The organism is Aquabacterium sp. T101 (assembly GCF_057219775.1).
In genome coordinates this window covers 1-26,210 of record NZ_JBXVVZ010000001.1, presented here as the reverse complement: position 1 = coordinate 26,210, position 26,210 = coordinate 1, and the positions used below count along the sequence as shown (strand labels likewise).

General features: G+C 71.6%; 26 protein-coding genes. 9 read left to right on the top strand and 17 right to left on the bottom strand.

Features of this window, described 5'->3' with window-relative positions; all coding sequences use genetic code 11:
• The 6 genes from AC2EAQ_RS00130 (at position 1) to AC2EAQ_RS00105 (ending at position 6,388) form a co-directional block, all read left to right on the top strand.
• Positions 1-1,608 carry a GMC family oxidoreductase gene (locus tag AC2EAQ_RS00130; protein ID WP_484639637.1) on the top strand — a complete coding sequence of 536 codons (1,608 nt, stop codon included), beginning with the start codon at positions 1-3 and terminating at the stop codon, positions 1,606-1,608.
• Between the two features lie 67 nt (positions 1,609-1,675).
• On the top strand, positions 1,676-1,831 hold the full coding sequence (locus tag AC2EAQ_RS00125) for a DUF3149 domain-containing protein (RefSeq protein ID WP_484639636.1): 156 nt from the start codon (positions 1,676-1,678) through the stop codon (positions 1,829-1,831).
• Between the two features lie 11 nt (positions 1,832-1,842).
• Positions 1,843-2,211, top strand: coding sequence for a carboxymuconolactone decarboxylase family protein (locus AC2EAQ_RS00120; protein WP_484639635.1), 369 nt, complete (start codon positions 1,843-1,845; stop codon positions 2,209-2,211).
• A 48-nt stretch (positions 2,212-2,259) separates the two neighbouring features.
• Positions 2,260-2,823: a TlpA family protein disulfide reductase gene (locus AC2EAQ_RS00115; protein WP_484639634.1), complete on the top strand. Its 564-nt coding sequence runs from the start codon at positions 2,260-2,262 to the stop codon at positions 2,821-2,823.
• A 74-nt stretch (positions 2,824-2,897) separates the two neighbouring features.
• Complete coding sequence (locus tag AC2EAQ_RS00110) at positions 2,898-5,153, top strand: SLC26A/SulP transporter family protein (RefSeq protein ID WP_484639633.1); 2,256 nt, start codon at positions 2,898-2,900, stop codon at positions 5,151-5,153.
• Positions 5,150-6,388 (top strand): MFS transporter, encoded by a 1,239-nt coding sequence (locus AC2EAQ_RS00105; RefSeq protein ID WP_484639632.1) that lies wholly within the window; start codon positions 5,150-5,152, stop codon positions 6,386-6,388. The genes AC2EAQ_RS00110 and AC2EAQ_RS00105 overlap by 4 nt, the downstream gene beginning before the upstream one ends.
• A gap of 43 nt (positions 6,389-6,431) precedes the next feature.
• Here AC2EAQ_RS00105 and ggt read toward each other — a convergent pair whose 3' ends face one another.
• Together ggt and AC2EAQ_RS00095 are read right to left on the bottom strand one after the other, a co-directional pair.
• Positions 6,432-8,372 (bottom strand): gamma-glutamyltransferase, encoded by a 1,941-nt coding sequence (ggt, locus tag AC2EAQ_RS00100; RefSeq protein ID WP_484639631.1) that lies wholly within the window; start codon positions 8,370-8,372, stop codon positions 6,432-6,434.
• A 153-nt stretch (positions 8,373-8,525) separates the two neighbouring features.
• On the bottom strand, positions 8,526-8,825 hold the full coding sequence (locus AC2EAQ_RS00095) for a flagellar basal body protein (RefSeq protein ID WP_484639630.1): 300 nt from the start codon (positions 8,823-8,825) through the stop codon (positions 8,526-8,528).
• A 167-nt stretch (positions 8,826-8,992) separates the two neighbouring features.
• Here AC2EAQ_RS00095 and AC2EAQ_RS00090 point away from each other — a divergent pair, with 167 nt between their 5' ends.
• Entirely contained in the window at positions 8,993-10,084 is a 1,092-nt protein-coding gene (locus tag AC2EAQ_RS00090) for a tartrate dehydrogenase (protein WP_484639629.1), read from the top strand.
• Between the two features lie 9 nt (positions 10,085-10,093).
• Here AC2EAQ_RS00090 and AC2EAQ_RS00085 read toward each other — a convergent pair whose 3' ends face one another.
• From AC2EAQ_RS00085 to AC2EAQ_RS00035, 11 genes are read right to left on the bottom strand one after another with little or no spacing between them, the layout of a single operon-like run.
• Entirely contained in the window at positions 10,094-11,281 is a 1,188-nt protein-coding gene (locus AC2EAQ_RS00085; protein ID WP_484639628.1) for an MFS transporter, read from the bottom strand.
• 10 nt (positions 11,282-11,291) lie between these two features.
• Entirely contained in the window at positions 11,292-12,569 is a 1,278-nt protein-coding gene (locus AC2EAQ_RS00080; protein WP_484639627.1) for a TRAP transporter large permease, read from the bottom strand.
• On the bottom strand, positions 12,566-13,036 hold the full coding sequence (locus AC2EAQ_RS00075; RefSeq protein WP_484639626.1) for a TRAP transporter small permease: 471 nt from the start codon (positions 13,034-13,036) through the stop codon (positions 12,566-12,568). Before AC2EAQ_RS00075 ends, AC2EAQ_RS00080 begins: the two co-directional genes overlap by 4 nt.
• On the bottom strand, positions 13,036-13,986 hold the full coding sequence (locus tag AC2EAQ_RS00070) for a sialic acid TRAP transporter substrate-binding protein SiaP (RefSeq protein ID WP_484639625.1): 951 nt from the start codon (positions 13,984-13,986) through the stop codon (positions 13,036-13,038). Before AC2EAQ_RS00070 ends, AC2EAQ_RS00075 begins: the two co-directional genes overlap by 1 nt.
• Before the next feature lie 45 nt (positions 13,987-14,031).
• The gene (locus AC2EAQ_RS00065; protein ID WP_484639624.1) at positions 14,032-14,952 is read right to left on the bottom strand and encodes a ribokinase; all 921 of its coding nucleotides are present in this window, start codon (positions 14,950-14,952) and stop codon (positions 14,032-14,034) included.
• A gap of 21 nt (positions 14,953-14,973) precedes the next feature.
• The gene (locus AC2EAQ_RS00060; protein WP_484639623.1) at positions 14,974-16,272 is read right to left on the bottom strand and encodes a TRAP transporter large permease; all 1,299 of its coding nucleotides are present in this window, start codon (positions 16,270-16,272) and stop codon (positions 14,974-14,976) included.
• Positions 16,269-16,763: a TRAP transporter small permease gene (locus AC2EAQ_RS00055; protein ID WP_484639622.1), complete on the bottom strand. Its 495-nt coding sequence runs from the start codon at positions 16,761-16,763 to the stop codon at positions 16,269-16,271. Before AC2EAQ_RS00055 ends, AC2EAQ_RS00060 begins: the two co-directional genes overlap by 4 nt.
• Positions 16,764-16,772: 9 nt before the next feature.
• Positions 16,773-17,777, bottom strand: a complete 1,005-nt coding sequence (locus tag AC2EAQ_RS00050) for a sialic acid TRAP transporter substrate-binding protein SiaP (protein ID WP_484639621.1) — start codon at positions 17,775-17,777, stop codon at positions 16,773-16,775.
• Between the two features lie 19 nt (positions 17,778-17,796).
• On the bottom strand, positions 17,797-18,738 hold the full coding sequence (locus tag AC2EAQ_RS00045) for a dihydrodipicolinate synthase family protein (protein ID WP_484639620.1): 942 nt from the start codon (positions 18,736-18,738) through the stop codon (positions 17,797-17,799).
• A complete protein-coding gene (locus tag AC2EAQ_RS00040; protein WP_484639619.1) occupies positions 18,735-19,418 on the bottom strand; it encodes a GntR family transcriptional regulator in 684 nt (227 codons plus the stop codon). The genes AC2EAQ_RS00045 and AC2EAQ_RS00040 overlap by 4 nt, the downstream gene beginning before the upstream one ends.
• Before the next feature lie 58 nt (positions 19,419-19,476).
• Positions 19,477-19,911, bottom strand: coding sequence for an RbsD/FucU family protein (locus tag AC2EAQ_RS00035; RefSeq protein ID WP_484639618.1), 435 nt, complete (start codon positions 19,909-19,911; stop codon positions 19,477-19,479).
• A 102-nt stretch (positions 19,912-20,013) separates the two neighbouring features.
• Between AC2EAQ_RS00035 and AC2EAQ_RS00030 the strand changes: the two genes are divergently transcribed.
• Together AC2EAQ_RS00030 and AC2EAQ_RS00025 are read left to right on the top strand one after the other, a co-directional pair.
• Complete coding sequence (locus AC2EAQ_RS00030) at positions 20,014-21,066, top strand: aldo/keto reductase (RefSeq protein WP_484639617.1); 1,053 nt, start codon at positions 20,014-20,016, stop codon at positions 21,064-21,066.
• A complete protein-coding gene (locus tag AC2EAQ_RS00025) occupies positions 21,063-21,890 on the top strand; it encodes an amidohydrolase family protein (RefSeq protein ID WP_484639616.1) in 828 nt (275 codons plus the stop codon). The genes AC2EAQ_RS00030 and AC2EAQ_RS00025 overlap by 4 nt, the downstream gene beginning before the upstream one ends.
• On the opposite strand, the gene AC2EAQ_RS00020 is transcribed toward AC2EAQ_RS00025, so the two are convergent.
• From AC2EAQ_RS00020 to AC2EAQ_RS00005, 4 genes are all read right to left on the bottom strand, one after another.
• A complete protein-coding gene (locus tag AC2EAQ_RS00020) occupies positions 21,878-22,093 on the bottom strand; it encodes a hypothetical protein (RefSeq protein ID WP_484639615.1) in 216 nt (71 codons plus the stop codon). The two genes, AC2EAQ_RS00025 and AC2EAQ_RS00020, sit on opposite strands and share 13 nt — an antisense overlap.
• A 248-nt stretch (positions 22,094-22,341) precedes the next feature.
• On the bottom strand, positions 22,342-24,309 hold the full coding sequence (locus AC2EAQ_RS00015) for a DUF2779 domain-containing protein (RefSeq protein ID WP_484639614.1): 1,968 nt from the start codon (positions 24,307-24,309) through the stop codon (positions 22,342-22,344).
• Between the two features lie 476 nt (positions 24,310-24,785).
• The gene (locus AC2EAQ_RS00010; protein ID WP_484639613.1) at positions 24,786-25,409 is read right to left on the bottom strand and encodes a DUF429 domain-containing protein; all 624 of its coding nucleotides are present in this window, start codon (positions 25,407-25,409) and stop codon (positions 24,786-24,788) included.
• Positions 25,410-25,457: 48 nt separating this feature from the next.
• Positions 25,458-26,030 carry an HNH endonuclease gene (locus AC2EAQ_RS00005; RefSeq protein WP_484639612.1) on the bottom strand — a complete coding sequence of 191 codons (573 nt, stop codon included), beginning with the start codon at positions 26,028-26,030 and terminating at the stop codon, positions 25,458-25,460.
• Positions 26,031-26,210 lie beyond the last annotated feature (180 nt).

The following is a 26,210-nucleotide window of genomic DNA, read 5'->3' as shown; positions in this document are numbered from 1 at the left end:
ATGGCCGCGGGCGCCGGCCAGGCGTGGGACCACATCGTCGTCGGCGCCGGGTCGGCCGGCTGCGTGCTGGCCAACCGGCTGGTGCGTGCCGGCCGGCGCGTGCTGCTGGTGGAAGCCGGCGGGCCCGACCGCTCGCTCTGGCTGCGCCTGCCGGTGGGCTACTTCCGCTCGATCTTCGACCCGCGCTTCTCGCGCCAGTTCGACGTCGAGCCCCAGGCCGAGACCGGTGACCGGCGCATCGTCTGGCCACGCGGCCGCATCCTCGGCGGTTCGAGCTCGATCAACGGGCTGCTCTACATCCGCGGGCAGCACGAGGACTATGACGACTGGGCGCATGCGGGCGCGACCGGCTGGTCCTACCGCGAGGTGCTGCCCTGCTTCCGTCGCTCGGAACGATTCGACGGCCCGGCGGACGACTACCACGGCACCGAAGGCGAACTCGGCGTCAGCGAGCTGCGCAACGACGACCCGAGCTGCCTGGCCTGGCTGGACGCCGCACGCCAGTTCGGCCTGCCGGCCAATGCCGACTTCAACGGGGCCTCGTCGCTCGGGGTCGGCCGCTATCAGCTCACCCTGAGCGGCCGCTGGCGTTCCAGCGCGGCCACCGCGTTCCTCAGGCCGGTGCTCGGGCATCCGGGCCTGTCGCTGCGCACCGGTGCGCTGGTCACCCGCGTGCTCTTCGACGGCAGCCGGGCCGTGGGCATCGAGTGCCTTCACGACGGGCAGCGCACCGAATGGCGCTGCGAGTCCGACCTGATCCTGTGCGCGGGCAGCCTTCAGACGCCCCAGATCCTGCAGCTGTCCGGCGTCGGCCCGGCCGATCACCTGCGCGGGCTCGGCATCGCGGTGCGGCACGACAGCCCCGAGGTGGGCGCCAACCTGCAGGACCACTACCAGGCACGCACGATCGTGCGCCTGAAGGACCCGGTGTCGCTGAACAACCAGGTGCGCAGCCCGATCGGGCTGGCGCGGATGGCGTGGCAGTGGGCGGCGGACGCACGCGGCCCGCTCACCGTGGGAGCGGGTCAGGTCGGCGGCTTCGCGTGCACGTCGCAGGCCACCAGCGGCCGCGCCGACATCCAGTTCAATGTCATGCCGCTGTCGGTCGACAAGCCGGGCACGCCCCTGCACCGCTATCCGGGCTTCACGGTGTCGGTGTGCCAGTGCCGGCCGGAGTCGACAGGCTCGGTGCGCATCCGCAGCGCGGACCCGACCGCGGCGCCGCAGATCGTCTCCAACTACCTGCGCGAAGCGAAGGACGTTCGCACCCTCGTCGAGGGGCTGCAGATCTGCCGCGACATCTACCGGCAGCCGGCCTTCGCCGGCCGATGGGTCGAGGAGAAGCTGCCCGGCAGCGCCGACCTGGAGACCTTCGCCCGCCACTTCGGCGGCACCGTGTTCCATCCCACCAGCACCTGTCGCATGGGCAGCGACGACCGGGCCGTCGTCGACGCCCGCCTGCGCGTGCAGGGTGTCGAGGGCCTGAGGGTGATCGACGCGTCGGTGATGCCGCGCATCGTCTCGTCCAACACCAACGCGGCCAGCATCATGATCGGCGAGCGGGGCGCCGCCCTGTTGCTCGAGGACCTCGGCGCACCGCAACATTGATGCAGTGCAAGCCGGCCGCCACGACGCGGGCGCCCAATGGGGCCTCCACAGTCACTGAAAGCCTGCCATGCAAGCACTCAAGGAGCTGTTCACGTCCGACGTCGGCATCATGAGTCTGGCCGTCATCGCCATCACGCTCGGCATGGGCGTGTTCTACCTGCTCTACTTCCTGCGCCAGATCCGCGGCGACGCAGCGCGGGCGGGCCAGGGCGAACCGCGCTGAGCTGGCCGTTCATGCCCCTGACCAACGACTCGTACAAGAGCCTGACACAGGCGGTTTCGGCGGAGCTGGCCGGCCTGCGTGCCAGCACGCCCGAAGTGATGAAGGCTTTCGGCGAGCTCGGCCGAGCGGCCACCGCGGACGGCGTGCTCGACAAGAAGACCAAGGAGTTGATCGCACTCGCGCTCAGCGTCGCGGTTCGCTGTGACCCCTGCATCGGCTTCCACACCCAGGCGCTGGTCAAGCTGGGCGCCACCCGGCAGGAAGTGGACGAGACCCTCGGCGTGGCCGTCTACATGGGCGGCGGACCGTCGCTAATGTATGCCGCCAGCGCGATCAAGGCCTTCGACGAGGCGGCAGCAGCCCACCCGACGCGCGCATAGGTCACGCCCCGCTCGCCGGATCGAGGTCGGCGTGCCATCATCCGCGACATGAGACCGCCTGCGCATGCCGCGCCCACGACGTGCCCGTCGACACCCCGGCGGGCCTTGCTGCTGGGCGCCATCGGCCTGTCCGGCAGCGGCGCGGCCTGGGCGCAGGCCCCGGCCGCGCCCTCCGGCGAAGCCCAGCCCCTTCCACCCCCGCCCGTGGGTTCGCGGCTGTCGCTGCCGGAGTTCCCGCTGCTGGACGGCCGCACCGTTCGGCCCGCCGACCTGGCCGGCCAGGTGGTGGTGCTGTACTGGTGGGCCAGCTGGTGCCCGTTCTGCGCGGTGCAGTCGCCGCACGTGGACCACCTCGCGCGCACGCAGGCCGCACGCGGTCTGCGCGTGATCGGGCTGTCGATCGACAAGACCGCGCAGGAGGCCACGGCCCACCTCGCGCGCAAGGGCTACACGTTCGCCTCCGCCTGGGTGTCGCCGGCGCTGGCCCGCGCCCTGCCCAAGCCCAGGGGACTGCCGGTCACGGTGGTGATCGGTCGCGACGGTCGCGTCGTCATGAGCGAAGCCGGGCAGCTGTTTCCGGAAGACGTCGAGGGCATCGCCCGCTTCGTGTAGAGCGCAACGGTTTCGAGGCGGCCCCTTAAACTGCGGCGCCCCTGGTCGTACCGCCCGCCGCCCTGCCTGCCCGCATGTCCGCCCTCCCCAGCCAGTCCCCGTTTGTGCCGTTGTCTGGCTGGGCGTCAGAACTGCGCGGCGCGCTCAACGCCACGGCGGCCATGCTGCCGTTCGTGCTCAGCTACGGCTTCATCGTCTATGGCGCACTGGGGCCTTCGGCGGCGCAGGTGGGCCTGGCCGCGTCGGTGCAGGCGGTGGTGATCGGAGGCCTGGCCCTGCTGCTGTTCGGCCGCATGGCCCTGGCGTCGGCGTCGCCCAGCGCCAGCAGCTGCCTGATCCTGGGGGCTGCCGTGCTGGGCTGGCTGCAGGACCCTGCCCTGCGCAGCGGGCCGCAGGCCCTGCCGCAGCTGCTGGCGCTCAGCGGCGCCACCACCGCGCTGGCCGGCGTGTGCTACCTGCTGCTCGGTCAGCTGCGTGCCGGGCAGCTCGTGCGCTACGTGCCGCAGCCGGTGCTGGCGGGCTTCATGAACGGCGTGGCGGCGCTGATCGTGCTGTCGCAGCTGCCGCCGCTGCTGGGCGTGCAGGCGGACAGCCTCACCGCCCTGGCCAGCCTCGGGCCGGCGAGTGCGGCGGCGCTGGCCACGGCGCTGGCCACGGCCGTGCTGGTACAGGTGGTGCGCCACCTGGCGCCGGGCGCGCCGGCACCGCTGATCGCGCTGGTCGTCGCCGCCATGGCCGTGCTGGCCCTGGAAGCGTGGCTGCAGACGCGTGGCGTGACCTCGCCGCTGGTGCACATCGGCGCGCTGCAGTTCGAGCTGCCGAGCGTGCAGACGCTGGGCGCGTGGTTCGACGCGGCGCAGTCGGACCTGCTGTGGCGCCATGCGCCGTCGGTGCTCGTCACCGCCTTGCTGCTGGCACTGATCGGCGCGCTGGAGACCGTGCTCAACGTCGCCGCGGTCGACCAGAAGCTCGGCCAGCGCACCGACCCCAACCGCCTGCTGATGTCGATGGGCGCAGTGAACCTGCTGATGGGCGCGCTCGGCGGCCTGCCGGTGGTGTACATGCGGCTGCGCGCCCTGGCCACCCACGCCGGCGGCGGACGCACCTGGCGCTCGGTGGTGGCCGGCTGCGTGCTGCTCGCACTGGTGTTCACGCTCGGCCTGCCGCTGATGGAACAGCTGCCCACCGCGGTGGTGGCGGGCATCGTGGTCATGCTCGCCTGGACCCTGGTGGACGACTGGACGCTCGACCGGCTGCGCCAGTGGTGGCGCCATCGCCGCCAGGGCGACGACGACCCCACCCAGCGCGAGCTGACCTGGAGCCTGCTGGTGGTGGCCGTGGTGTGTGCCGTCACCGTGGTGGCCGGCTTCGTCACCGGCGTGGCCGTGGGCGTGCTGCTGGCGATGGTGCTGTTCGTGCGCGCACTGCATGGGTCGCTGGTGCGCGCCCGGTACACCGCGGCCCGGATGCCGAGCCGGCGCGTGCGCGGGCGCGCCGCCGAGGCCCGGCTGGCCCCGCTGCGCCACCGGGTGCAGGTGCTGGAACTCGAAGGCGCGCTGTTCTTCGGCAACGTCGACCGCCTGCAGGAGGAAAGCGAGCGCGTCGCCGCCGGCGCCGCGTTCCTGGTGCTGGACCTGCGCCGCATCAGCGCGCTCGACGCGTCGGGCGCGGTCGGCCTGGCGCGGCTGCGCGACCGGCTCGCCGCGCTCGGCACGACGCTGCTGCTGGCCGGCGTGACGCCGGGCAACCGGCATGGCCTGGCCCTGCGCGCCCACGGCGTGCTGCGCGACGACGCCAACGGCACCGGCGCGTGGCGTCTCTTCCTCGACGCCGACCATGCCACCGAGCATGCCGAGCAGGCGCTGCTGCAGGCCGAGCATGCCGGCGCCGACCACGAACCGATCGACCTGTCGGCCTCGTCGCTGTTCGAGGGGCTCGACGCGCAGGAGGCGCAGCACCTCGCCGCGGCGATGCAGCCGCGCAGCCTGGCCGCGGGCGAACTGGTGTTCGCCGAGGGCGACCCCGGCGACGCGCTGTTCGTGCTGACGCAGGGCTCGATCAGCGTGGTCGGGCGCACGCGCGGCCCGCGCTTCGTGAGCTTCTCGCCCGGCATGACCTTCGGCGAGATGGCCATGCTCGACGGCGGCGGCCGCACCGCCAACGCCGAGGCCGACATGCCCAGCACCGTGCATGCGCTGTCGGTGCCGGCGATGGCGCGCATCGAGCGCGAGCATCCGGCGCTGGCGGCCAAGGTGCACCGCAACCTCGCGCGCCACCTCAGCGAGCGGCTGCGCAGCGCCAGCGGCGCCTGGAGCCAGGCGGCCGGGTGAGCGACGACACCGACCGGCACGGCGCCGGGCCGCCGATCCACCTCGACCGCGACTTCCGCCGCCTGTGGGTGGCCGGGCTGCTCGGGTCGCTGGTGCGCTGGCTGGAATGGCTGGTGTTCGGCGTGTTCACCTACCAGCAGACCGGCTCGGCGATGTGGGTCACCAGCATGACGCTGCTGCGCATGCTGCCGATGGCGCTGTTCGGCGTGGCGATGGGCGCGCTGGCCTCGCGCGTGTCGCGCCGCAATGCGCTGGTGGTGTCGTATGCCGTCATGCTCGCGATGACCCTGGTGCTGCTCGGCGTGTCGGCGGCCGGTGCGCTGCAGGTATGGCACCTCGCGCTGGCCAGCTTCATCGGCGGCGTGGTCTGGGCCGCCGACAACCCGATGCGGCGCGGCTTCATGGGCGACATCGCCGGCGCGCAGCGCATGGGCCGCGCGATGGCGATGGACACCGTGGCCACCAACGGCTGCCGTCTGGCCGGCCCCGGGCTCGGCGGCCTGCTGCTGGCCGGCGGCGGCATGCCCGCGGTGTTCCTGTTCGCGGCCCTGCTCTACCTGCCGGTGCTGGTGGCGGCCCTGGGCCTGCGCGCCCGCCCGACCCATCCCGCGGGGCCCGCCGCGGGCGGCGTGTGGGCGATGCTGGCCACGGGCCTGCGCACCGCGCGCGAGAGCGCACCGCTGCGCGCCGCGCTGTGGATCACGGTGGTGTTCAACCTGTTCGGCTGGCCTGCGCTGAGCCTCGTGCCGGTGATCGCCAAGGACCAGTTCGGCCTGGGCGCGCAGGGCACCGGCGCGCTGGCCAGCATGGACGGCGTGGGGTCGCTGATCGGCGCCCTGGTGCTCACGTCGCAGGCGCGGCGCGCGCACTACGGCTGGTTCTACGTCGGCGGCGTGACGCTGTTCTTCGGACTGCTGCCGCTGTTCGCCTGGGCTCCCAACCCCGTGGCCGCCGGCGCGGCGCTGCTGATGGTGGGCATGGCCCAGGCCGGCTTCGCGGTGATGCAGACCACGCTGGTGTACGTGGCGGCACCGCCGCCGCGCCGCATGGAAGCGATGGGCCTGCTGACGATGTGCATCGGCATGGCGCCGATCGGCTTCCTGATGGTGGGCGCGCTGGCCGAGCGCCTGGGCGCGCCGGTCGCCATCGTGATCAGCACGGCCTGCGGCCTGGCCACCCTGGCGCTCACCTGGCCGGTGTGGCGGCCCTGCCTGCGGCCGCCCACCGACCCCTGATCCGCGGGCGCAGCGGGCGCCCGGGCGCCCGCCGGCCCTTCGATCAACGCGGCAGGCCGATCACCGTGCCTTCGCGCCGCGCGTCGGCGGCGCCGTACTGCAGCCGCGTGCGCGGGTCGACAAACACCGCCTGCACCGAGCCGATGTCCGCCGGGTTGCCCACCGTGTAGCCCAGCGCCACCAGCGCGTCCACCGTGGCCTGCGGCAGCGGCGCGGCCGGCGCGATGCCGTTGTCGCGCGCGATGCTGCTGGCCGTGCTGGTGACCGACACGCGCGGCGCGTTGACGGCGTCCTGCAGCGTCATGCGGTGGTCGATCAGGTTCAGCGTGACGTTGAGCACCGAGTTGATGATGGTCGCACCGCCGGGCGAACCGTAGGCCACCAGCGGCTTGCCGTCGGGCGTGAAGATCATCGCCGGGGTCATGCTGCTGCGCGGCCGCTTGCCCGGCTGCACGTCGTTGTAGCCCACCGTGCCGGTGAACGGGTTCGTGCTGGGCACGGTGTTGAAGTCGGTCAGCTCGTTGTTGAGCAGGAAGCCGTGGCTCTTGAACGTGCCGTCGTCCTGCGTGTAGCCGGCGAACACGCCGATGCCGTGCGACGACTCGATGGTGTTGGTGTAGGACACCAGGTTGCCCCAGCGGTCGGCCACCACGAAGTGGGTGGTGGTCTCGCCCGGGCCGGTGACCGGCTCGGCCACGGCCAGGCGCGTGCCCGTCTTCAGCCCCGCCACCTCGTAGGGGCGCGGGTCGCCCGGCAGCGGGTTCGGGTTGATGCGCGCGCCCGGCACGATGGCCGCGCCGCGCAGGCCGGTGTAGGTGTCGTCGAGCAGGCCCTTGCCCGGCACCGGCACGAAGTCGGCGTCGCCCTGCCAGATCGAGCGGTCGGCGAACGCCAGCCGCATCGCGTCGGCCATCACGTTCACCGTGCGCGGGCTGCCGAAGCCGTAGCCCTGCGCGGCGTCGCCGATCGGGAAGCGCTCCAGCATCTTCAGCATCTGCATCACCGTGTGCCCGCCGGACGACGGCGGCGCGGCGGCCTTGATGCGGTAGCCGCGGTAGGTGCCCTCGACCGGCTTGCGCTCGGCCGGCTGGTAGGCGGCGAGGTCCTCGTAGGTCATCGAGCCGCCCTTGCCCGGCACGACCACGCCGCCCAGGGTGCCGGGCTTGGCGAACTTCTGGCCCTCGACGATGCCCTTGGCGATGTCGCAGCCCTTCTCGGGCATGTACTTGTAGAAGCAGTCCGGGCCGTGCCGCGCGATCAGGCGGAAGGTCTCGGCCAGCGGCTTGTTCTGCACCAGCGTGCCGACCACCGGCGCCGCGCCGCCGGGGCAGAACACCGACGCCGCGAGCGGCGAGTTTTGCGAGCGCGCGTTGCAGCTCACGGCGGCATAGCGCGGCGTGGCGGCGAAGCCCTGGTCGGCCAGCACGATGGCGGGCTCGAGCACGTCGTCGAGGTCGAGCCGGCCGTAGCGGCGCACGGCATAGGCCGTGCCGCGCACCATGCCGGGCACGCCCACCGCCACGCCCTGCAGGCTGGAGTTCGGCACGCCGACGAACATGTCCGGCGTGGCGCCGGCGGGCGCCTTCTCGCGCGTGTCGATCACGAAGGTGCGGTCCCGGTGCGCGAGGTGGATCATCATGAAGCCGCCGCCGCCCACGCCGGCCGACTGCGGCTCGACGACGTTGAGCGCATAGGCGATCGCCACCGCGGCGTCCACCGCGTTGCCGCCGCGCTCCAGCACCTTGGCGCCGGCTTCGGCGGCATACGGATTGGCCACCGCCACCACGCCCTTGCGGTAGCCGGTGCCCGACGCCAGCGGCGGCGGCGGCGGCGCCTTGGGCTTGTGGCTCTTGCCGACGCGGGTGTCCTGTGGGGGCGCGTCGCCCTCGTCGGCCGAGGCCGGGTACAGCGCACTGCAGGCGACCAGACCGGACAGCGCGACCATGCCGGCCGGTCGCAGCGCCAGGGAACGAAGAATCGTCATGAAGGGGCTCCGTAGGTGCACGAGCAACATGCCGTGCGATACGAAGCCATCGTCCGCCCCGGTCTGCGGAGTGGCAACCGGGTTGTCACGGGGTGCGCCGCCCAATGCGGCCCAATAGGGCGCGCGTGCGCCGGAGCCCGGCGCCGGGCGGCGTCAGCCCAGCACGTCGAGCAGGGTGCCGGTCATGCGGTCCGCGGTGCGGAACACGGCGAGGTTGGCGGCGAACTCGTGCCGTGCCTGGAGCTGGTCCACCACGTCGCGTTCGAGGGCGGCACCGGGTGCGGGCGCGCGCACCACGCTGGTGGCCACGCCGCCGCCGGCGTCGGTGGACAGCGCGAGCTGCTGGCGCCGGAAGCCCGGCGTCGCGGCGTTGGCGATGTTGTGCGCCGACACCGACAGGCGCGCCTGGGCGGCCTGCAGGCCGGAGACCGCGGTGGCTTGGACGGACGGCATGGTGCGCACCTTAGCCCGGCGCGCGCCCGCCCGCACGGCGCGCCGCATGTAACGGCCGAGCCGCGCCAACCCTGTCACGCGGCGCGGCGGCCGCGCACCACGGCCGCTTACCATCGGGCCCCCGCGCCGCATGCCGCCGCGCCGGACGACCCCGAGGAGACGCCCCCATGAAGCCCACCTTCCGCATCGCCGCGATCCCCGGCGACGGCATCGGCAAGGAAGTGATGCCCGAAGGCCTGCGCGCGGTGCACGCCGCCGCCGAGCGATTCGGCTTCGGCCTGCAGGTGCAGCCCATCGACTGGGCCAGCTGCGACTACCACGCAAAGACCGGCCAGATGATGCCCGACGACTGGAAGGCGCAGCTCACCGGCATGGACGCGATCTTCTTCGGCGCCGTCGGCTGGCCGGCCAAGGTGCCCGACCACATCTCGCTGTGGGGCTCGCTGATCAAGTTCCGGCGCGAGTTCGACCAGTACATCAACCTGCGCCCGGTGCGCCTGTTCGACGGCGTGCCCTGCCCGCTGGCCGGCCGCAAGCCGGGCGACATCGACTACCTGATCGTGCGCGAGAACACCGAGGGCGAATACACCTCCATCGGCGGCGTGATGTACGAGGGCACCGAGCGCGAGATCGTGGTGCAGGAGACGGTGTTCTCCCGCTTCGGCACCGATCGCGTGATGCGCTACGCGTTCGAGCTGGCGCGCTCGAGGCAGCGCAAGCAGCTCACCGTGGCCACCAAGAGCAACGGCATCGCGATCAGCATGCCGTGGTGGGACCGGCGCGCCGACGCGCTGTCGGCCGACTACCCGGACGTGGCGATGGACAAGCAGCACATCGACATCCTGTCGGCGCGCTTCGTGCTGCAGCCCAACCGCTTCGACGTGGTGGTGGCGAGCAACCTGTTCGGCGACATCCTCACCGACCTGGGCCCGGCCAGCACCGGCACCATCGGCATCGCGCCGTCGGCGAGCCTGAACCCCGAGCGCCGCTTCCCGTCGCTGTTCGAGCCGGTGCACGGGTCGGCGCCGGACATCTACGGCCGCAATATCGCCAACCCGGTGGCCATGATCTGGTCGGGCGCGCTGATGCTGGACTTCCTGACCCAAAGCCAGGGCGCCGGCCGGGCCGCGCACGACGCCATCGTGCGCGCCATCGAGCAGGTGCTGGTGGAAGGCCCGCGCACGCCCGACCTCGGCGGCAACGCCTCCACCACCGAGATGGGCGAGGCCATCGCGCGCCGCATCGCCGCGGGCGCCTGACGCAGCGGCTCAGGGCCGGGCCGGCCGCCACAGCGCGGCCAGGCCCCACAGCCCGAGCACGGGGCCGGGCAGCAGCAGCCACGCCACGCCGACCCCCCAGCGCTCGATCAGCGCGCTGGCCAGGCCGATCGACACCACGGTGATCGCGAAGCCGATCGCGTTCTGCATCGCCAGCGCGCTGCCCATCAGGCGCGGCGGGCAGGCCTGCGCCGACAGCGCGGAAAACTGCGGCGAGTCGGCCACCACGGCCACGCCCCACAGCAGCAGCAGCGCCAGCAGCGCCGCGGGCTGACCGGCCAGCACCCCGCTGGCGAAGACGAGGCAGCACGCGCCGGACGTGGCCAGTGCCAGCGCCGCCACGCGGGCGCTGCCCCAGCGCCGGCTGGCGCGGCCGCCCAGCACGCAGCCCAGCGCGCCGGCGGCGATCACCGCGAAGGCCAGCGCCGAGGCGCCGCCCGCGCCCAGGCGCGCGTCCAGGCCGGTGCGCACCGCCAGCAGCGGCAGCACGGTCCAGAAGGCGTACAGCTCCCACATGTGGCCGAAGTAGCCGAGCGCCGACGCGCGAAAGGCCGGCACGCGGAACACGCCCAGCACCTCGCCGGGGCGGGCGCGGGCCACGGCCGGCCGCGGCGCCTGGGGGCCGTCGCCCAGCATCAGCACCAGGGCCGCCGCCACCAGGGCCAGCAGCGAGGACGCGCCGATCACGCCCTGCCAGGGCCACGCCGCACCGGCCCATCGCAAGCCGTGCGGCAGCGCCGTGCCGAGCGTGAGCATGCCCACCAGCCACGCCAGCGCCACGCCGGCGCGGTCGGGGGCCCAGCCCACCACCAGCTTCATGCCCAGCGGGTAGATGCCCGCGATGCACAGGCCGACGCCAAAGCGCAGCACGGCACCGTCGACCACGCCCTGCGCGCCCAGCGCGAAGGCGGCGTTGAGCAGCGCGCCGCAGACGGCGCAGAACGCGAAGATGCGGCTGGCCGCGAACCGGTCGGCCAGGCCGCCGAGCGACAGCGCCAGGGTGCCGGCGATGAAGCCCAGCTGCACCGCCGCGGTGAGCACGCCGATGTCGGCCGGCGTCGCGCCCCAGGCGCGCGCCAGGTCGTCGGCGGCGCCGTTGGCGCTGAACCAGAGCGAGGTGCCGAGCAGTTCGGCCACGGCGACCGTGGCCACCGGCGCGGCACGCAGGGCTTGCTGCATGGCGCGAAGCCTAGCGCAGCGCCGCCGGCAGGGCCGTGGTGAGCGAAGGCACCAGCGTGATCGCCGCCAGCACCGCCAGCAGCGGCCACAGGAACGGCAGCGTGGCGCGGCACACGCGCTCGAAGGGCACGCCCGACACGCGCGCGGTGACGAACAGCACGATCCCCACCGGCGGCGTGATCGTGCCGATCATCAGGTTGAGCACCACCACCAGCCCGAACTGGACCGGGTCGATGCCCAGCGCCATCGCCGGCGGCACCAGGATCGGCACCAGAATCAGGATAGCGGCGATGGCCTCCATGAAGCACCCCACCACCAACAGCAGCGCGTTGACCAGCAGCAGGTAGGCCAGCTTCGAGTCGATGGTGCCGGTGAGCCAGGCGCCGAACTCCTGTGGAAGGCGCGAGATTGACAGCGCGTAGCCGAGCAGGCCGGCGCTCATCACCAGCGCCATCATCACGCCGGTGGTTTCCACCGTGTCCACCAGGATGCGCGGCAGGTCGCGCAGCCGGAACTCGCGGTAGCCCAGGCCCACGACCAGCGCGTACAGCGCCGCGACCGCCGCCGACTCGGTGGCGGTGAACACGCCGCTGAGCATGCCGCCGAACAGCACCACCGGACACAGAAGGGCCCAGAACGCACCGCCGAAGGCGCGCGCGACGTCGGCGAGGCTCGGGAACGGGGCGCGCGGCAGGTCCTTGCGGATCGCGATCGCACGCACCATCACCATCAGCGCGGCGGCCATCAGCAGGCCCGGCACCACGCCGCCGAGGAAGAGATCGCCGATGGACGCCTCGGCTGCGACGCCGTAGATGATCATCGGCAGCGACGGCGGGATGATCGGGCCGATGGTGGCCGACGCCGCCGTGATCGCGGCGGCCGTCTCCGGGTCGTAGCCGGCGTCGCGCATGGCCTTGATCTCGATCGTGCCGATGCCGCCGGCGTCGGCCACCGCCGAGCCGCTCATGCCGGCGAAGATCACGCTGCCCAGGATGTTGGCGTGGCACAGCCCGCCCTTCCACCAGCCGACGCAGACCGTGGCGAAGCGGAAGATGCGCTCGGTGACGCCGGCCGAGTTCATCAGCGAGCCCATCAGGATGTACATGGGCGCGGCCAGCAGCGGGAAGCTGTCCGCCGCCTTGGCCAGGCGCTGCGCCACCACCACCGGGTTGATGCCCGCCGCAAAGACGAAGGCCGCGGCCGCCAGCGCCATCGTCACGTAGATCGGCGCGCCGGTGAACAGGCAGACGAACCACAGCGCCAGGATCACCAGCATCACGGTGGTCATGCGGGCTCCCGAGTCGCCGGGGCGAAGCGACGGGCCACGACGACGGCGGCCACGCCGGCGGCCGCCAGCGGTACCGCGGCATACACCAGCGCGATCGACAGCGGCAGGCTCACCGCGTCGATGCCGACGTTGTTGGCCACCAGCCGAAGCCCCTGCCACAGCAGCAGCGCCATCAACAGCAGCGTGGCGAGGTCGCCGAAGGCCCGCAGCGCGCGGCGCAGCCGCGGGCCGGCATGGTCCAGGCCCTGCGTGATGGCGATGTGGCTGCGCCGGTCGGTGGCGATGACCCAGCCCAGGAAGGCGACCCAGGTGAACACGTAGCGCGCCAGTTCCTCGCTCCACACGAGCGGCTCGAAGAACTTGCGCGCCACCACCTGGGCCAGCACCAGGCCCACCATCAGCGCGAACATCAGCGCCGCGCTGCCGTGCAGCGCGGCGCGGGCCCAGCGGGCGGCGGACGCGCCCATCACTTCATCGTCGCGATGGACTCATAGGTGCCCTTGCCCCACTTGGCCTCGAACTTGGGCGGCACCGCGGCGAGCGTGGCGCGCCGGAACGCGGCCACATCCGGCGCGACGATGGTCACGCCGGCGGCCTTGAACTCGTCGAGCAGCGTCTTCTCCTGCGCCTGGATCTGCTCGTCGGCCCAGTTCATGGCCGAGCGCATCGCGTCTTCCACCACCTTGCGGTCGGCGGCGGCGATCTTCTGCCAGGCGGCGTCGTTCACCACCACCAGACGCGGCGTCATGATGTGGCCGGTGAGCACGATGTACTTCTGCACCTCATGGAACTTGCCCGACTTGATCGTCGGCAGCGGGTTCTCCTGGCCGTCGACCACGCCCTGCTTGAGCGCGAGGTACAGCTCGTTGAAGTTCATCGGCGTCGGACGCGCGCCCCAGGCTTCGGCCATGGCGCGGAACACGTCGTTCTCGGGCACGCGCAGCTTCAGGCCCTTCATGTCGTCGAGCGACTGCACCGGCTTGGCCGACGTGGTGACGTGGCGAGTGCCGTAGTACACCGCACCCAGGATGCGCATGCCGCGCGCCTTGACGAGCTGGTCGTTGTACTGCGCCAGCAGAGGGCCGTTCAGCGCCTTGATCAGGTGCTGCGGGTCGCGCCAGATGTAGGGCGCCTCCACCACCGAGATGCTCGGGATCCAGGCGCCGAAGTTGGCCGCGCCCTCGGTGACGAGCTGCTGCGAGCCGTTGGCCACCGCCTCGATCATGTCGCGCGAGCCGCCGATCTGGCCGCCCGGGAAGCCCTGGATCTCGACCCGGCCGCCCGTCTTGGTCTTCACCTCCGCCGCCACGCGCTCGATCATCTGCACCTGCGGGTGCGTGCCGCCGACCACGTCGCCCCAGCGCAGCACCGTCGTCTGCGCCTGTGCCGCCAGCGCGGCGCCCCAGAGGGCCGCCACGGCGACCGCTGTCCTGCCGAACCGAACCATTGCTGTCTCCTCGTTCTAGGTTTCAGAAGGCGGCGGCGCCAGCAGCGCCGCCACCGCGTCGCGCGTCGGCATGCCGCCGATCGCGCCGTGCCCCGTGACCGACAGCGCCGCGGCCGCATTGGCCCAGCGTGCGGCCGTGTCGATCGGCTCGCCGCGGGCCAGCGCCGCCGCCAGCGCGCCGGTGAAGGTGTCGCCCGCGCCGATGGTGTCGGCCACGGCCATGGCATGCCCGGGCAGCCGCAGCGGCGGCCGGCCGCGCTGGAACAGCGCGACACCGCGCGCCCCCAGCGTGGCCAGCACGGCGCGCGGGCCGCGCGCGAGCAGCGCCTGCGCCGCGGCTTCGGTGTCCGCCGTGCCGGCCAGCGCCTGCAGCTCGGTCTCGTTGGGCGTGAGCAGGTCGGTCAGCGCGAGCAGGCCCTCCGGCAGCGGCCGCGCCGGCGCCGGGTTGAGCAGCGTCACCGCCCCGCCCTCGCGCGCCAGCGCAAAAGCGGCCTGCGTGGCGTCGAAGGGCACCTCGCACGACGCCATCACGACCTTGGCGCCGCGCAGCAGCGCGGCGGCCGCCTGCGCATGGCGCGCGCCCAGGGACGCGCCGGCGCCGGGCGCCACCGCGATGCTGTTGTCGCCGTCGTCGTAGACGAGGATCTGCGCCACGCCGCTGCGCTCGGCCGCGGCCACTTCCACGGCGGACGCGTCGACGCCCTCGCGCGCCCACAGCGCCAGCGCCATGCGGCCGAAGTCGTCGTCGCCCAGGCGCGCCAGCACTGCCACCCGGGCGCCCTGCCGCGCGCAGGCGATGGCCGCGTTGGAGCCCTTGCCGCCGGGCTGGATGTCGAAGCCCGAGGCCAGCACGGTCTCGCCGCGCGCCAGCGGCCGCGTCACGCGCGACACGAGGTCGGCGTTGAAGCTGGCCACGCAGACGACGTCGATGGTCATGTCATCGGCTCCGCCTGGGGCTCAGCCCTTGCCGTAGCCCATGGAATGCGGCAGCCACAGCACGATCTCCGGTACCAGGGTCAGCAGCAGCAGCAGGCCCATCAGCATCACCAGGAACAGCCAGCCCTCGCGCAGCATGTCCTTGATGGGGATGCCGGTGAGCGCGTTGGTGACGAACAGCAGCATGCCGAACGGCGGCGTCACCAGGCCGATCATCATGTTGATCACCACGACGACGCCGAAGTGGACGAGGTCGATGCCCAGCAGCTTGGCCGCGGGCAGCAGCATCGGCACGAACACCAGCAGCATCACCGCCGTGTCGAGAAAGCAGCCGAGCACCAGGAACACCAGGTTCACCAGCAGCAGGAACTGCCAGGCTTCGAGCTGCATGCCCGACACCCACTGCGCCAGCGCCTGGGGCACGCCCTCGGCGGTGAAGGCGTAGCTGAGCAGGAAGGCCCCGGCGATGATCATCGTGATCACCGCCGACGAGCGGGTGGACTCCACCAGCACCGCCCACAGCGTGCGCAGGCTGAGCGCGCGGTACACCAGCCCGGCCAGCAGCAGCGCATGCAGCGCGGCCACGGCCGCCGCCTCGGTGGGCGTGAAGGCGCCGCTGTACAGGCCGCCCAGCAGCACCACCGGCAGCGACAGCGGCAGCGCGCCGCGCAGCAGGATCTGCGGGTATTGCGACAGCGGCACCGGCTCGTCGCGCGGCATGTTGCGGCGGATCGCGATGATGTGCACCGCGATCATCAGCACCAGCGCCATCAGCAGCCCCGGCACCACACCGCCGAGGAACAGCGCGCCCACCGACGTGCCCGACACCAGCGCGTAGATCACCATCGGGATCGACGGCGGGATGATCGGCCCGATGGTGGCGCTGGCCACCACCACCGCCCCCGCGAAGCCGGGCGAGTAGCCGGGCTTCCTGAGCATCTGCTTGATGGTGACGAGGCCCGGCCCGGCGGCGTCGGCGATGGCGCTGCCGCTCATGCCCGAGAACACCACGCTGACGAGGATGTCCACCTGCGCGAGGCCGCCGCGCAGGCGGCCCACCAGGATGCGGCAGAAGTCGAAGATGCGCTCGCTGATGGTGCCGGCGTTCATCAGGTTGGCCGCGAGGATGAACAGCGGCACGGCCAGCAGCACGTAGCTGTTGTACAGGCCGTTGAGCACCTGCTCGGCGGCCAGGCCCATGTCCTGCCGCTTGAACGCGAGGTAGGCGATGCCCGACGCGAGCATCGAAAAGCCGATCGGCGCGCGCAGCAGCATGCCCAGCGCCAGCACGCCGATCAGCACTGCAAGCCCCGGCGTCATGCGCTGCGGCCCTCGGTGAGGCCGGCTTCTTCCAGCGGGGCGCCGCGCACCAGACGCCAGGCGAGCCAGGCGTTGCGAACCACCAGCGCCACCAGCAGCGCGACGAACGGCACGTACACCCAGGAGAACGGCAGGCCCAGCACCGGCGTGCCCTCACGCCCCATGAAGCGCACGTAGTCCCAGCTGCCCGGCAGGGCCCAGGCCGCCAGCACGCCGATCAGCAGCGCGCCGGTGAACTGCATGGCGCGCCGCGTGCGCGGCCCCATCAGGTGGTACAGCAGGTCGAACGCCACATGCTCGCGCGCGGGCACCATGAAGGCCGCGGCCCACAGGATGACCCACACGTACAGCACCACCGCCAGCTCGTCGGTCCAGGGCAGCGGCCGGCCGAAGCCGAACCGCGCCACGATCTGGATCAGGAAGACGACGAACAGGGTCGCGAAGAGCCCGGCGCCGACCGCGTCGGCGCCGGCCTTGAGCCAGCGGCGCATGGGAGACGCTTAACGGGTGTTGTTGATGCGCTCGAGCAGGCCCTTGGGCCAGGTCTTGGCGATGTCCGACGGCGCGTAGGCCGCCTGCACCGCCTTGCGGAAGGCTTCCACGTCGGGCGTGGTCACCTGCAGGCCCTGCTGCTTGAAGAAGTCGACGATCTGCGCCTCTTCCTTGATGCGGTTGTCGTTGTTGAACGCGGCGGCGGCGCGGGCGGCGGCACGGACCTTGTCGCGCTGGGCCGGCGTCATCGCGTTCCAGCTCTTGTTGGAGATGGCGATGAAGATGCCGTCGACGAGGTGGTTGGTCAGCACGAGCTGCTTGGTCACCTCGTAGAACTTGGCCGCGCGCACCGTGGGCAGCGGGTTGTCCTGGCCGTCGATGGTGCCGGTCTTGAGGCCGAGGTAGACCTCGCCGAAGGCCAGCGGCGTGGCGGTGGCGCCGAGCGCCTCGCCGAGGAACAGCCACTCCTTGCTGCCGGGCATGCGCAGCTTGACGCCCTTGAGGTCGGCCGGCGTGCGCACGTTGCGCGCCTCGCGCAGGTTCACCTGGCGCGTGCCGAGGTAAATGGGCGACAGCACGGTGACTTCCATCTTCTCGGACACGAGCTTGTACAGCTCCTCGCCGATCGGGCCGTTGAACACCTTCTGCTGGTGGTCGGGGTCGCGGATGATGTAGCCGGCGGTGAAGATGGAGAACTCCGGCACCAGCTTGGCGATGTCGAAGGCCGAGATCGAGCTCAGCTCCAGGTTGCCGCGCGCCATGGCGGCCGGCTCGGTGCCCTGCTTGAACAGCGACGCGTTCAGGTTGATCTGGACGTCGAACTCGCCGGGCGCGCTCTTGTCGAGCGTGTCCTTGAACACGGTCCACATCTTGCCGTGCCAGTCGTCGGGCACCGCGGGCGTGGAAATGCGCAGCGTGACCTTGCTCTGGGCCAGGGCGGCCGGGGCGGCCAGCACGGTGGCCAGAGCGGCGGTGGCCGCGACGAGGCTGCGGCGCAGGAACTTCGGGGTCATGGGGGTCTCCTTCTTTGGGTCAGTTGTTGGCAGGGTCCAGGCCGATCGCAGCCAGCTCTCGGCGGAAGTTGTCGAACTGCGCCGCTTCCAGCGGCGCGAGGGTGGGCCGCACGCGCAGCCACGCGGTGTCGCCAGTCTGCGCCGCCATCACGGCCTTGAGAGCCGGGATCAACGCGTAGCCGCCCAGCCACGTGAGCAGGCGCTGCACCAGCGCATGGTCGGCGAGCGCGCGGCTGGCGTCGGGCTCGGTCGCCAGGCGGTGCACCACGCGCGGCATGAAGTTGGCCAGGCCGCTGACGGCGCCCCGGCTGCCCAGCGCGGCCAGCGTGGGCAGGTCCAGCTCGTTGCCGACGTGCACGCCGATGCGCGGGCCGGCGCCCGCCATGAAGCGCTGGCCCAGCGCCACCGAGTGCGCGCGGTCGCAGGCGCTGTCCTTGATGGCGACGATGCGCTGCGGGTACAGGCGGATCAGCTCGGCGATCACGTCCTGCGACACGCCCACCGCCGCCACCTGGGGGATGTGATACAGCACCACGCGCAGCGGCCGATCGGCGGTGGCGTCGAGGATGTAGCGGTAGGCCGCCACGATGCCGGCGTCGGACACGCCCTTGAAGAAGAACGGCGGCATCAGCAGCACGCCCCAGGCGCCCACGTCCTGCGCATGACGCACCAGGGCCACGGTGTCAGTGGGCGCGACGCAGCTCACCGACACCAGCACGCGCGACGCGGGCACGCCGCCGGCCACCAGCGCTTCCACCGCGGCGCGGCGCTCGGCCACCGAGAACGCCGGCCCTTCGCCGGTGGTGCCGAAGGGCGTGACGCCGCCGCAGCCGCGCTCGATGAGCGAGCGTGCCAGCGCCGCAAAGCGCGCATGGTCGATGGCGAGCGACGCGTCGAGCGGGGTCATGAGGGCGGGCCAAATGCCGTGCAGGCCGGGCGCGCCCTGGGAGTCGGTGGTCATGGGGTGTCCTGGGGAAGTGGCGGGCGCGGCAGGCCGAGCACCCGGCGGTGCGCGCTCTCGACGTGGTGGGTGAGGCGGGCGGCCACCGCCTGGGCGTCGCGGCGCTTGAGCGCGGCGATGAACCAGAGGTGCTCCTCCATGGCGGGCAGCAGCGCGTCGTCCGACAGCATGGCGCGCTCCAGGCGGATCAGGCGCACGCGCAGGCTGTTGACGCGGTAGGTTTCCGACACCAGGGCGTTGCCCAGGGCGTCGATCATCAGGTCGTGCAGGCCCCAGTCCACCGTCTGCGCGTCGGTGAGCAGGGCCTCGTCGACCGGGCCCCTGCGGGCGCGCTCGACGATGCGCAGGTGCGCGTCCTCGATCGCCGACAGGTCCGCGTCGGACACGGTGCTGCAGAAGCGCACCGCGGCCTCGCGCTCGAGCATCAGGCGCAGCTGGAACGCGTTGTTGATCAGCGCCAGATCGACATGCGCGATCTGCAGGCCGCGCTGCGGCACGGTGCGCAGCAGGCCTTCGGCTTCCAGGCGCGGGATCAGTTCGCGCACGGCGCCCAGCGGCATGCCCAGCAGCTGCACCAGCTCGCGCTGCGAGATGAACTGGCCCGGGCGGATGTTGGCCTGCAGGATCTGCTGCTGGAAGCTTTCGTACGCCTTCGCGCGCTGGGACAGCGGCGCGCTCATCCGACGAGCCCTCGCGCTTGGCGCTCAGGCCCGCGCGCCCGGCAGCGGCCCGACAGGCTCATCGCACCACCCCCTTGGCCAGCAGCACGTTGCCGTAGGTGCGTGCCTCGCCGCACTGGAACACGGCGAAGGCCTGCTGCGCCGCGTCGTAGAAGGCATGGCGCTCCAGCGTGCCGGCGTCGCGCTCGCCGGCCGCGGCGAGCACGGCGCGGATCTCGGCCACGGCGGGCGGCACGGTGGCCGGCTCGCCGATGACCTGCATGGTCCAGGCGGCTTCGGACGTGGCCTCGTCCAGCGGCATCAGCGCCAGCACCGCGCGCAGCACGGCCGGCGTGTCCGCGCCGGGCAGGTGCACCAGGCGCGCACCGGCGCGCGCGGCGATGCGGGCGGCCGGGAAGTGCGCGTCGACGATGGCCAGCACGTCGCCATGGCCCATGCTCGCCAGCGCGTGGAGCGCGTCGGGCGTGAGCAGCGGCGGGATGTGCTTGAGCATGGCGGGCAACGGGCAGGAAGTGCGCGACGAGGGCTCGGGTTGTCCCCATGCGCACACTGACATGTTAGTCGTAGCATGCTGCGCAATCACCCGTGCAAACCCTTGGCAGCCTCCGCCACCCCACCGCGATTCCACTTCCCGCCCTGCGCGGCGTCCGGCCCGCGCCTGGGCCTGGGTGGCGCGCCGCTGGGCAACCTGTTCGCCGAGGTGGCCGACGCCGACGCGCGGGCCCTGCTGGCCGCGGCGTGGCAGACGGGTTGCCGCAGCTACGACACCGCGCCGCACTACGGCCACGGCCTGTCCGAACGCCGCGTCGGTGACGCGCTGCGCGATCAGCCGCGCGACGCCTTCGTGCTGTCCACCAAGGTGGGCCGGTTGCTCACGCCCGACCGCCACGCTCCGCGCGAGCAGCACGGCTACGTGGGCGGGCTGCCGTTCGCTCAGCACTGGGATTACAGCGCCGATGGCGTGAAGCGCAGCCTGGACAATAGCCTGCAGCGGCTGGGCCTGGCGCGGGTGGACGTGGCCTACGTGCACGATTGCGACGCCCTGACCCACGGCGCCAACGCCGACGCCGTGCGCCGCCAGGTGATCGACGAGGCCCTGCCCGCGCTGCACGCGCTGCGCCGCGAAGGCACGATCCGCGCCGTGGGCCTGGGCGTCAACGACGTGAACATCGTGTGCGACGTGCTGCGCGAGGCCGACCTCGACGTGCTGCTGCTGGCCGGGCGCTACAGCCTGCTCGACCACAGCGCCCTGCCCCGGTTGCTGCCCGAGTGCGTGGCGCGCGGCGTGCGCGTGGCGCTGGGCGGTGCGTTCAATTCCGGCCTGCTGGCCACCGGCACGCGCAGCGGCGCGGCGGCCCGCTTCAACTACGCGCCGGCCGCCCGCGAATGGGTGGAGCGCACCGCGCGTCTGGAGGCCGTGGGCGACCGCCATGGCGTGCCGCTGCGCGCCGCGGCGCTGCAGTTTCCGCTGGCGCACCCGGCGGTGGACACCGTGGTGGTGGGCGCCCGCAGCGCCGCCGAATGGCACGACGCGGTGGCCATGGCCCGGCACCCGATCCCCGCCGACTACTGGCGCGAGCTGCGCGCCGAGGGCCTGCTGCCGGATAACGCTCCGGTGCCCAATGACGCGCCGGTGCCCGCGGCATGATCGTCGACGCGCACTTCCACTGCTGGCGTCTTGCGCGCGGCGACTACGGCTGGCTCACGCCGGCGCTGGCGCCGATCCACCGCGACGTGAGCGTCGACGACTGGCGCGCCCAGGCGCGGCCGCGGGGCGTGCAGGCCGGCGTGCTGGTGCAGGCCGCGCCCACCGAGGCCGAGACGGCCTTCCTGCTGGACCAGGCCGACGCGCACGACGACGTGCGCGGCGTGGTCGGCTGGGTGGACCTGCTGGCCGCGGACGCGCCGCAACGCATCGAGGCCCTGGCCGCGGCCCGGCCGCGCCTGAAGGGCCTGCGGCCGATGCTGCAGGACATCGCCGATGCCGACTGGATCCTGCAGCCCGCGCTGACCCCCGCCCTGCAGGCGATGGCCGCCTGCGGCCTGGTGTTCGACGCGCTGGTGCTGCCGCAGCACCTGCACCGAATCCTCCTGCTGTGCCAGCGCCACCCCACGCTGCGCGTGGTGGTGGACCATGGCGCCAAGCCGGCCATCGCCCAGGGCCAGTGGCAGCCCTGGGCCGACGACCTGCGCCAGCTGGCGCAGGACACGCAGGCCGCGTGCAAGATGTCCGGCCTGCTGACCGAGGCCGGGCCCAAGCCGCCCCCCGGCGCCGCGCGGCGATGGGCCGCCCACCTGCTGGACGTGTTCGGCCCGCAGCGCGTGCTGTGGGGCAGCGACTGGCCGGTGCTGGAACTGGCGGCCGACTACGGCCGCTGGTGGGACGACACACAGGAGCTGCTGGCCCACCGGCCCCAAGACGAACGCGCCGCCGTGCTCGGCGGCAACGCGGTGCGGATCTACCGGCTCTGAGCCGGCGCTTCGCCCGAACCCGCGCCGTTGCCCGACGCGGCCTCGGCCGGCGGCGCGGGCGCCGGCGCCGCCGGAGCGGGCCGCGGTGCGGCCTTGAGCATCGCCCGCACCTGCGCGTCGAGCACCCGCTGGCGGTCGGCGGCGGACTGGTACAGCCACATGGCCGGCACCAGCACCAGCATCAGCACGAGCATCGTCAGCATCAGGGCGGCGAAGCCGCGCTGGCGGCCCGGGGACTGGCTACGCCGTGGCCGCTGCGCGAGCGAATGAGGGCCGGGGGAGACGGCCTGGGAGCAGGAGCGATGCACGAGCGGAAGGATAGCCGCCGCGAGCCCGCATGGGCCTGTTCCGGCCGGGCACTGCCGTCTCCAAGACTCAGACGGTGGGGTGGCGGCAGCAGCGATCTTCACCTTCGGATCGTGTCCGTCGAGCCGGCGGCGACTCGACTTGCCTAAGAGCCTTTAAGCCAATCCCGCCACGCCTCGTACACCATCACCATCGCCAGCGTGTCCAGCTCGCAGTACCGCAGCAGCGCGGCGCGGATGCGGTCCACCTCCAGTGTGTCGGTCTCCTCGAACTGCGTCCTCGCCCAGGCGGTGGTGGCGGCGCCGCCTTCGGCGAGCTGCATGTCTTCGTCGGAGTCCAGGTTTTGCAGCAGCTCCTGCGGGATGTCGCTGAACACGGGGGGCAGCAGGTCGTAGGGGTTCACCGGCCCGTGGGGGCCGGGCTGCCACCACACCCAGTTCTGGAAGTTCCTGCTGGCGATGCCGCCCGCGGCACCGTAGATCGGCAGCTGATAGCGGGCCCGCAGGTAGGCCGACGATGCCAGCACCGCCGGCAGCACCTTCTTCAGCGACGAGCTGGCCTTCGTGGCCGGATGGAAGAAGGCGCGCTTGGCCAGTTCGCACAGGTCATCCATCGCCCGCCGGCCCTCGCGCACGCCGGGCTCGCGCGTGATGTCCAGCAAAAAGGTGCGCAGCACGTCGGCATCGGCCGGCGGCTGGGGGTCAGCCTCCAGCTCCTGCAGGATCGCCCGCAGGGTGGTGTTCTCGTGCGGCGTCCACATGAAGATGGTGCCGGCCGGGCCCACGGCCGCCCGCAGCTGGCGCACGAACTCGTAGTTCGGCGACACGCCACGCTCCAGGCTGAGGTATTCGCTCGCGTGGGTGACGGTGCCGTCCGCGTCGACGCGGTGGTGCGAGAACTGGAACGCGATGTTGGCGTAGGGCCCCTGCCCCGCGTAGAACGGCAGCGCGACCCGGGCGGTTTCGAAGTCGATGAAGTGCAGCGGGTAGGCCCAGGTGGCCATCTGGGCCCGCATCAGGTCGCGGTCGAGATAGAACTCGCCACCGCCGGGCCACTGGCCGCTCACCTGCATCCATTGCCGCTGGGACGGGGACAGGCCGTCATCCCCTTCCTTGACGCGGATGTCCTCCGCCTTCACGTCGGCCAGGCGGACGATGCCCTGCCCAATCAGCTCGTCGCGGCGGCGGAAGCCCCAGATGTCGAGCACGGTGCCCTGGTCCAGCACCTCGCGGGGCCATCCCATGGCCTGCTGCCAGCATTCGTGAAACCCGCTGGCGAGCCCGTGGGTGCCGTCGGACCGGAACTCGCACTTCGCGCAGCGGCCTGCCAAGTCGGGCGCGATCTTGCGGTCCGCCACGTAGTGCTGCGCCCAGTGCGTGGCCAGCTCGTCCAGCGTTTTGGTGCTGCCGGCGGCACCCAGCGGCGCGCGCAGCAGCTCGGCCACGTACTCGTCCACGCACACGGCGGTGAGCACCGGCTCGCCGATCGTGTCCGCCGTGGTGCCCGGCCGCACGATCACCCGCTGGCGGGAACTACCTGAGCGCTGGATGCGAAAGCGCTGGTTCAGCCCGGGCACGGTGGCCACCTTGGAGGTGTCCGCCATCATCAGGAAAGACCGCACGGTCCAATCCGGATGCGCGAGCCCGAGCACATAGCGCTGGAAAGCCACGTCCAGCAGGTAGGGCAGCATGGCCTTGTCGATGCCCCCGCGCTTGAGCCGAAAGGCATGCGGGTTGCGGGAGTCAAACGACTTGGCCTTGACCTCGATGAGATCCACCGCGTTGCCGACCTTGCGCAGCACGTCCACACGCACCAGGAACGGCCCGTGGGCAATGGCCGCCTCGTACAGCGTGACGGTGTGCTGCTGCAGCAGCTGCGCCGTCTGCGCCAGGGCCTCCGCGTTGCCCGCAGCCGTGACCTCCACGCCGCCCGGATGCATCACCTTGGCCAGCTCGCCCACCTGGAACCCGCCCTCGGCCAGCGCAGCCAGGAACTCGTCGTCGAGCTTGGTGTTGGCGTAGTGCTTCTTGCCCGTGTAGAAGAGCTTGGTCGGGCATTCGACGGCGAGCGTGAATCGCGACTTGGTGAGGTAGCGGGGGGTGGGTGCGGGCATGCAGACTCCTCAGCGGTGGCCTCTACGGTTGGACGGGTCCTTGACCATCGTGCCCGCAGCTCGTCGCAGGCGACTGACCAGTTCAGTCGTGCGCGCCAGCCTAGGCACCCAGAAGCTCACCAGATGAGCCAGATGCGACACCAGCACAGGAGGACCAGTGCAAGCAGTCATCGGGCGTCGGACTCCATGTGATGGGCTTCAGCAGCGCCTGGGGCGTACTTCGTCACCCTACGAGGTCTGTGCGAATCGTGTCTTCAGCCAGTCAGTTGGGCGACATCCCAAACTCGCGCCCACTGCTCCGACCCGGCGTCCGCTATCCACCGATTCCTTGGTCTACGGCGGTCACATGCATCCGCGCTATCGGCACAAGGATCGCAAGGAAGCGCTGCCACAGCCGTAACGGTACACGGCCGCAAATGCCATCAACCGGCAGTGAGCGGTCATTCGACCCTCCAGGCAATCGGCACCCACAATCCTCAATGATCCTCGCCCAACTGGGCTAGCTCACGCGGAAACCAGTATTGAACACTTGCCCCCACTGGAAAGAACGGATTCCTTTCAGTTGTGGCGAGGTCGTGCCAGCCATCCATCCTCGTAAAGGCCGCCCACGCAGAAAAGCCAGCAACGGCGGCGTCGTACTCATGATCGTTACCGTAGCGATGTGGAACCATGTCAATGAAGCGCTTTGGTGCAGAGGAGACCCGGAGGAGCGCTTTCGGATGGGCTTCAGTGACCAACAGCGAGGGCTCTCGCTTCTTCACCTCGACGGCAGCCAACACCCCCTGAACCAGGCAGGCTCCGCGCAATGAGTTGATGTGGCTGACGGTTGCCGAATGGCCGCCGGCTTTCTTGACCATGCGCCGAACGGTGAGGTCGACCTGCCTGTCACCGTACTGGGTCCAAAAGAGTGGCGCGTCGATCCCAACAGCACAGAGCTCACCACCTAGATGCAGCCAAGCGTCGGCAACGGCATCACGCGCGGTCGAACTCGTCCCCGTCTTCAACGAGACAAGTTTGGACGAACCAAACTCCATGACGGCCCAACCGAAGCTCAGAGACCCGCCCGGATCAAGGCCAATTACATACATGCGGCAATTCATTCAGGCGATTGGGACGGTAGGCCTCTGCCTGGCGTAGGCAGTGCACATCTACTGATCGAACACGTGCTGTCGATGCCAGGAGAGATACGGCTTGTGTCTCGCGGATAGGTTCACATGTGCCGTTCCTTCAAGTCCGAGCAGCTTCACAGCTTCGCTAGATAGAGCAGCTGAAAGCACGACGGTGCCTTCAGGATCAACAGTGATGAGCCCGCAATCGAACGCAGCATCCAGGTGCGCCGCCAACAGCAGTCCGTTGTATACATCGAGGCGTTCGGCATCAGTGCTGGCTGCCCAAGGCTTGGCATGGCTGGCGCGCAAGAGCTCCGGAACATCCAGGCCCGAGATAGCGCAACGGCCACGCCAAAGGGTCAGCAGGCCATCTCGAAACAGGTCCTGCCCGACGCGCTGGCGGACCGTCGCCTCGCGCTCAGTGGCAGATACAGTCGCCAGCAGTTCCGTGTAGCGCACTTCAAGTTGGTTAGGCAGGGCTCGCGACAAGCGCCAAGCGTGCAGCAGCATGCGGTCGAGTGACCCCAAGTCATCGAGCTGGATCCAGCCGGCAGCCGGAACCTCTGCTGCGGCCGGAACCGCCATGGGAGTCGCCGGCAGTTCAGTCAGCACCGGCAACATCGACAGGCCAAGGACAGGGCCATCCAGGGACAGCCCCACCCATGCGGGCGATGTCCCGGAGTCTGTTGAACGCATGAGCTGAGGTGGCGGCTCCTTCGACCCGCATGCGCGAGCATGCGGGTTGCCTCACAAGCAACCGAAGGAGCCACCAGAGTGAAGTCTCACACGAAG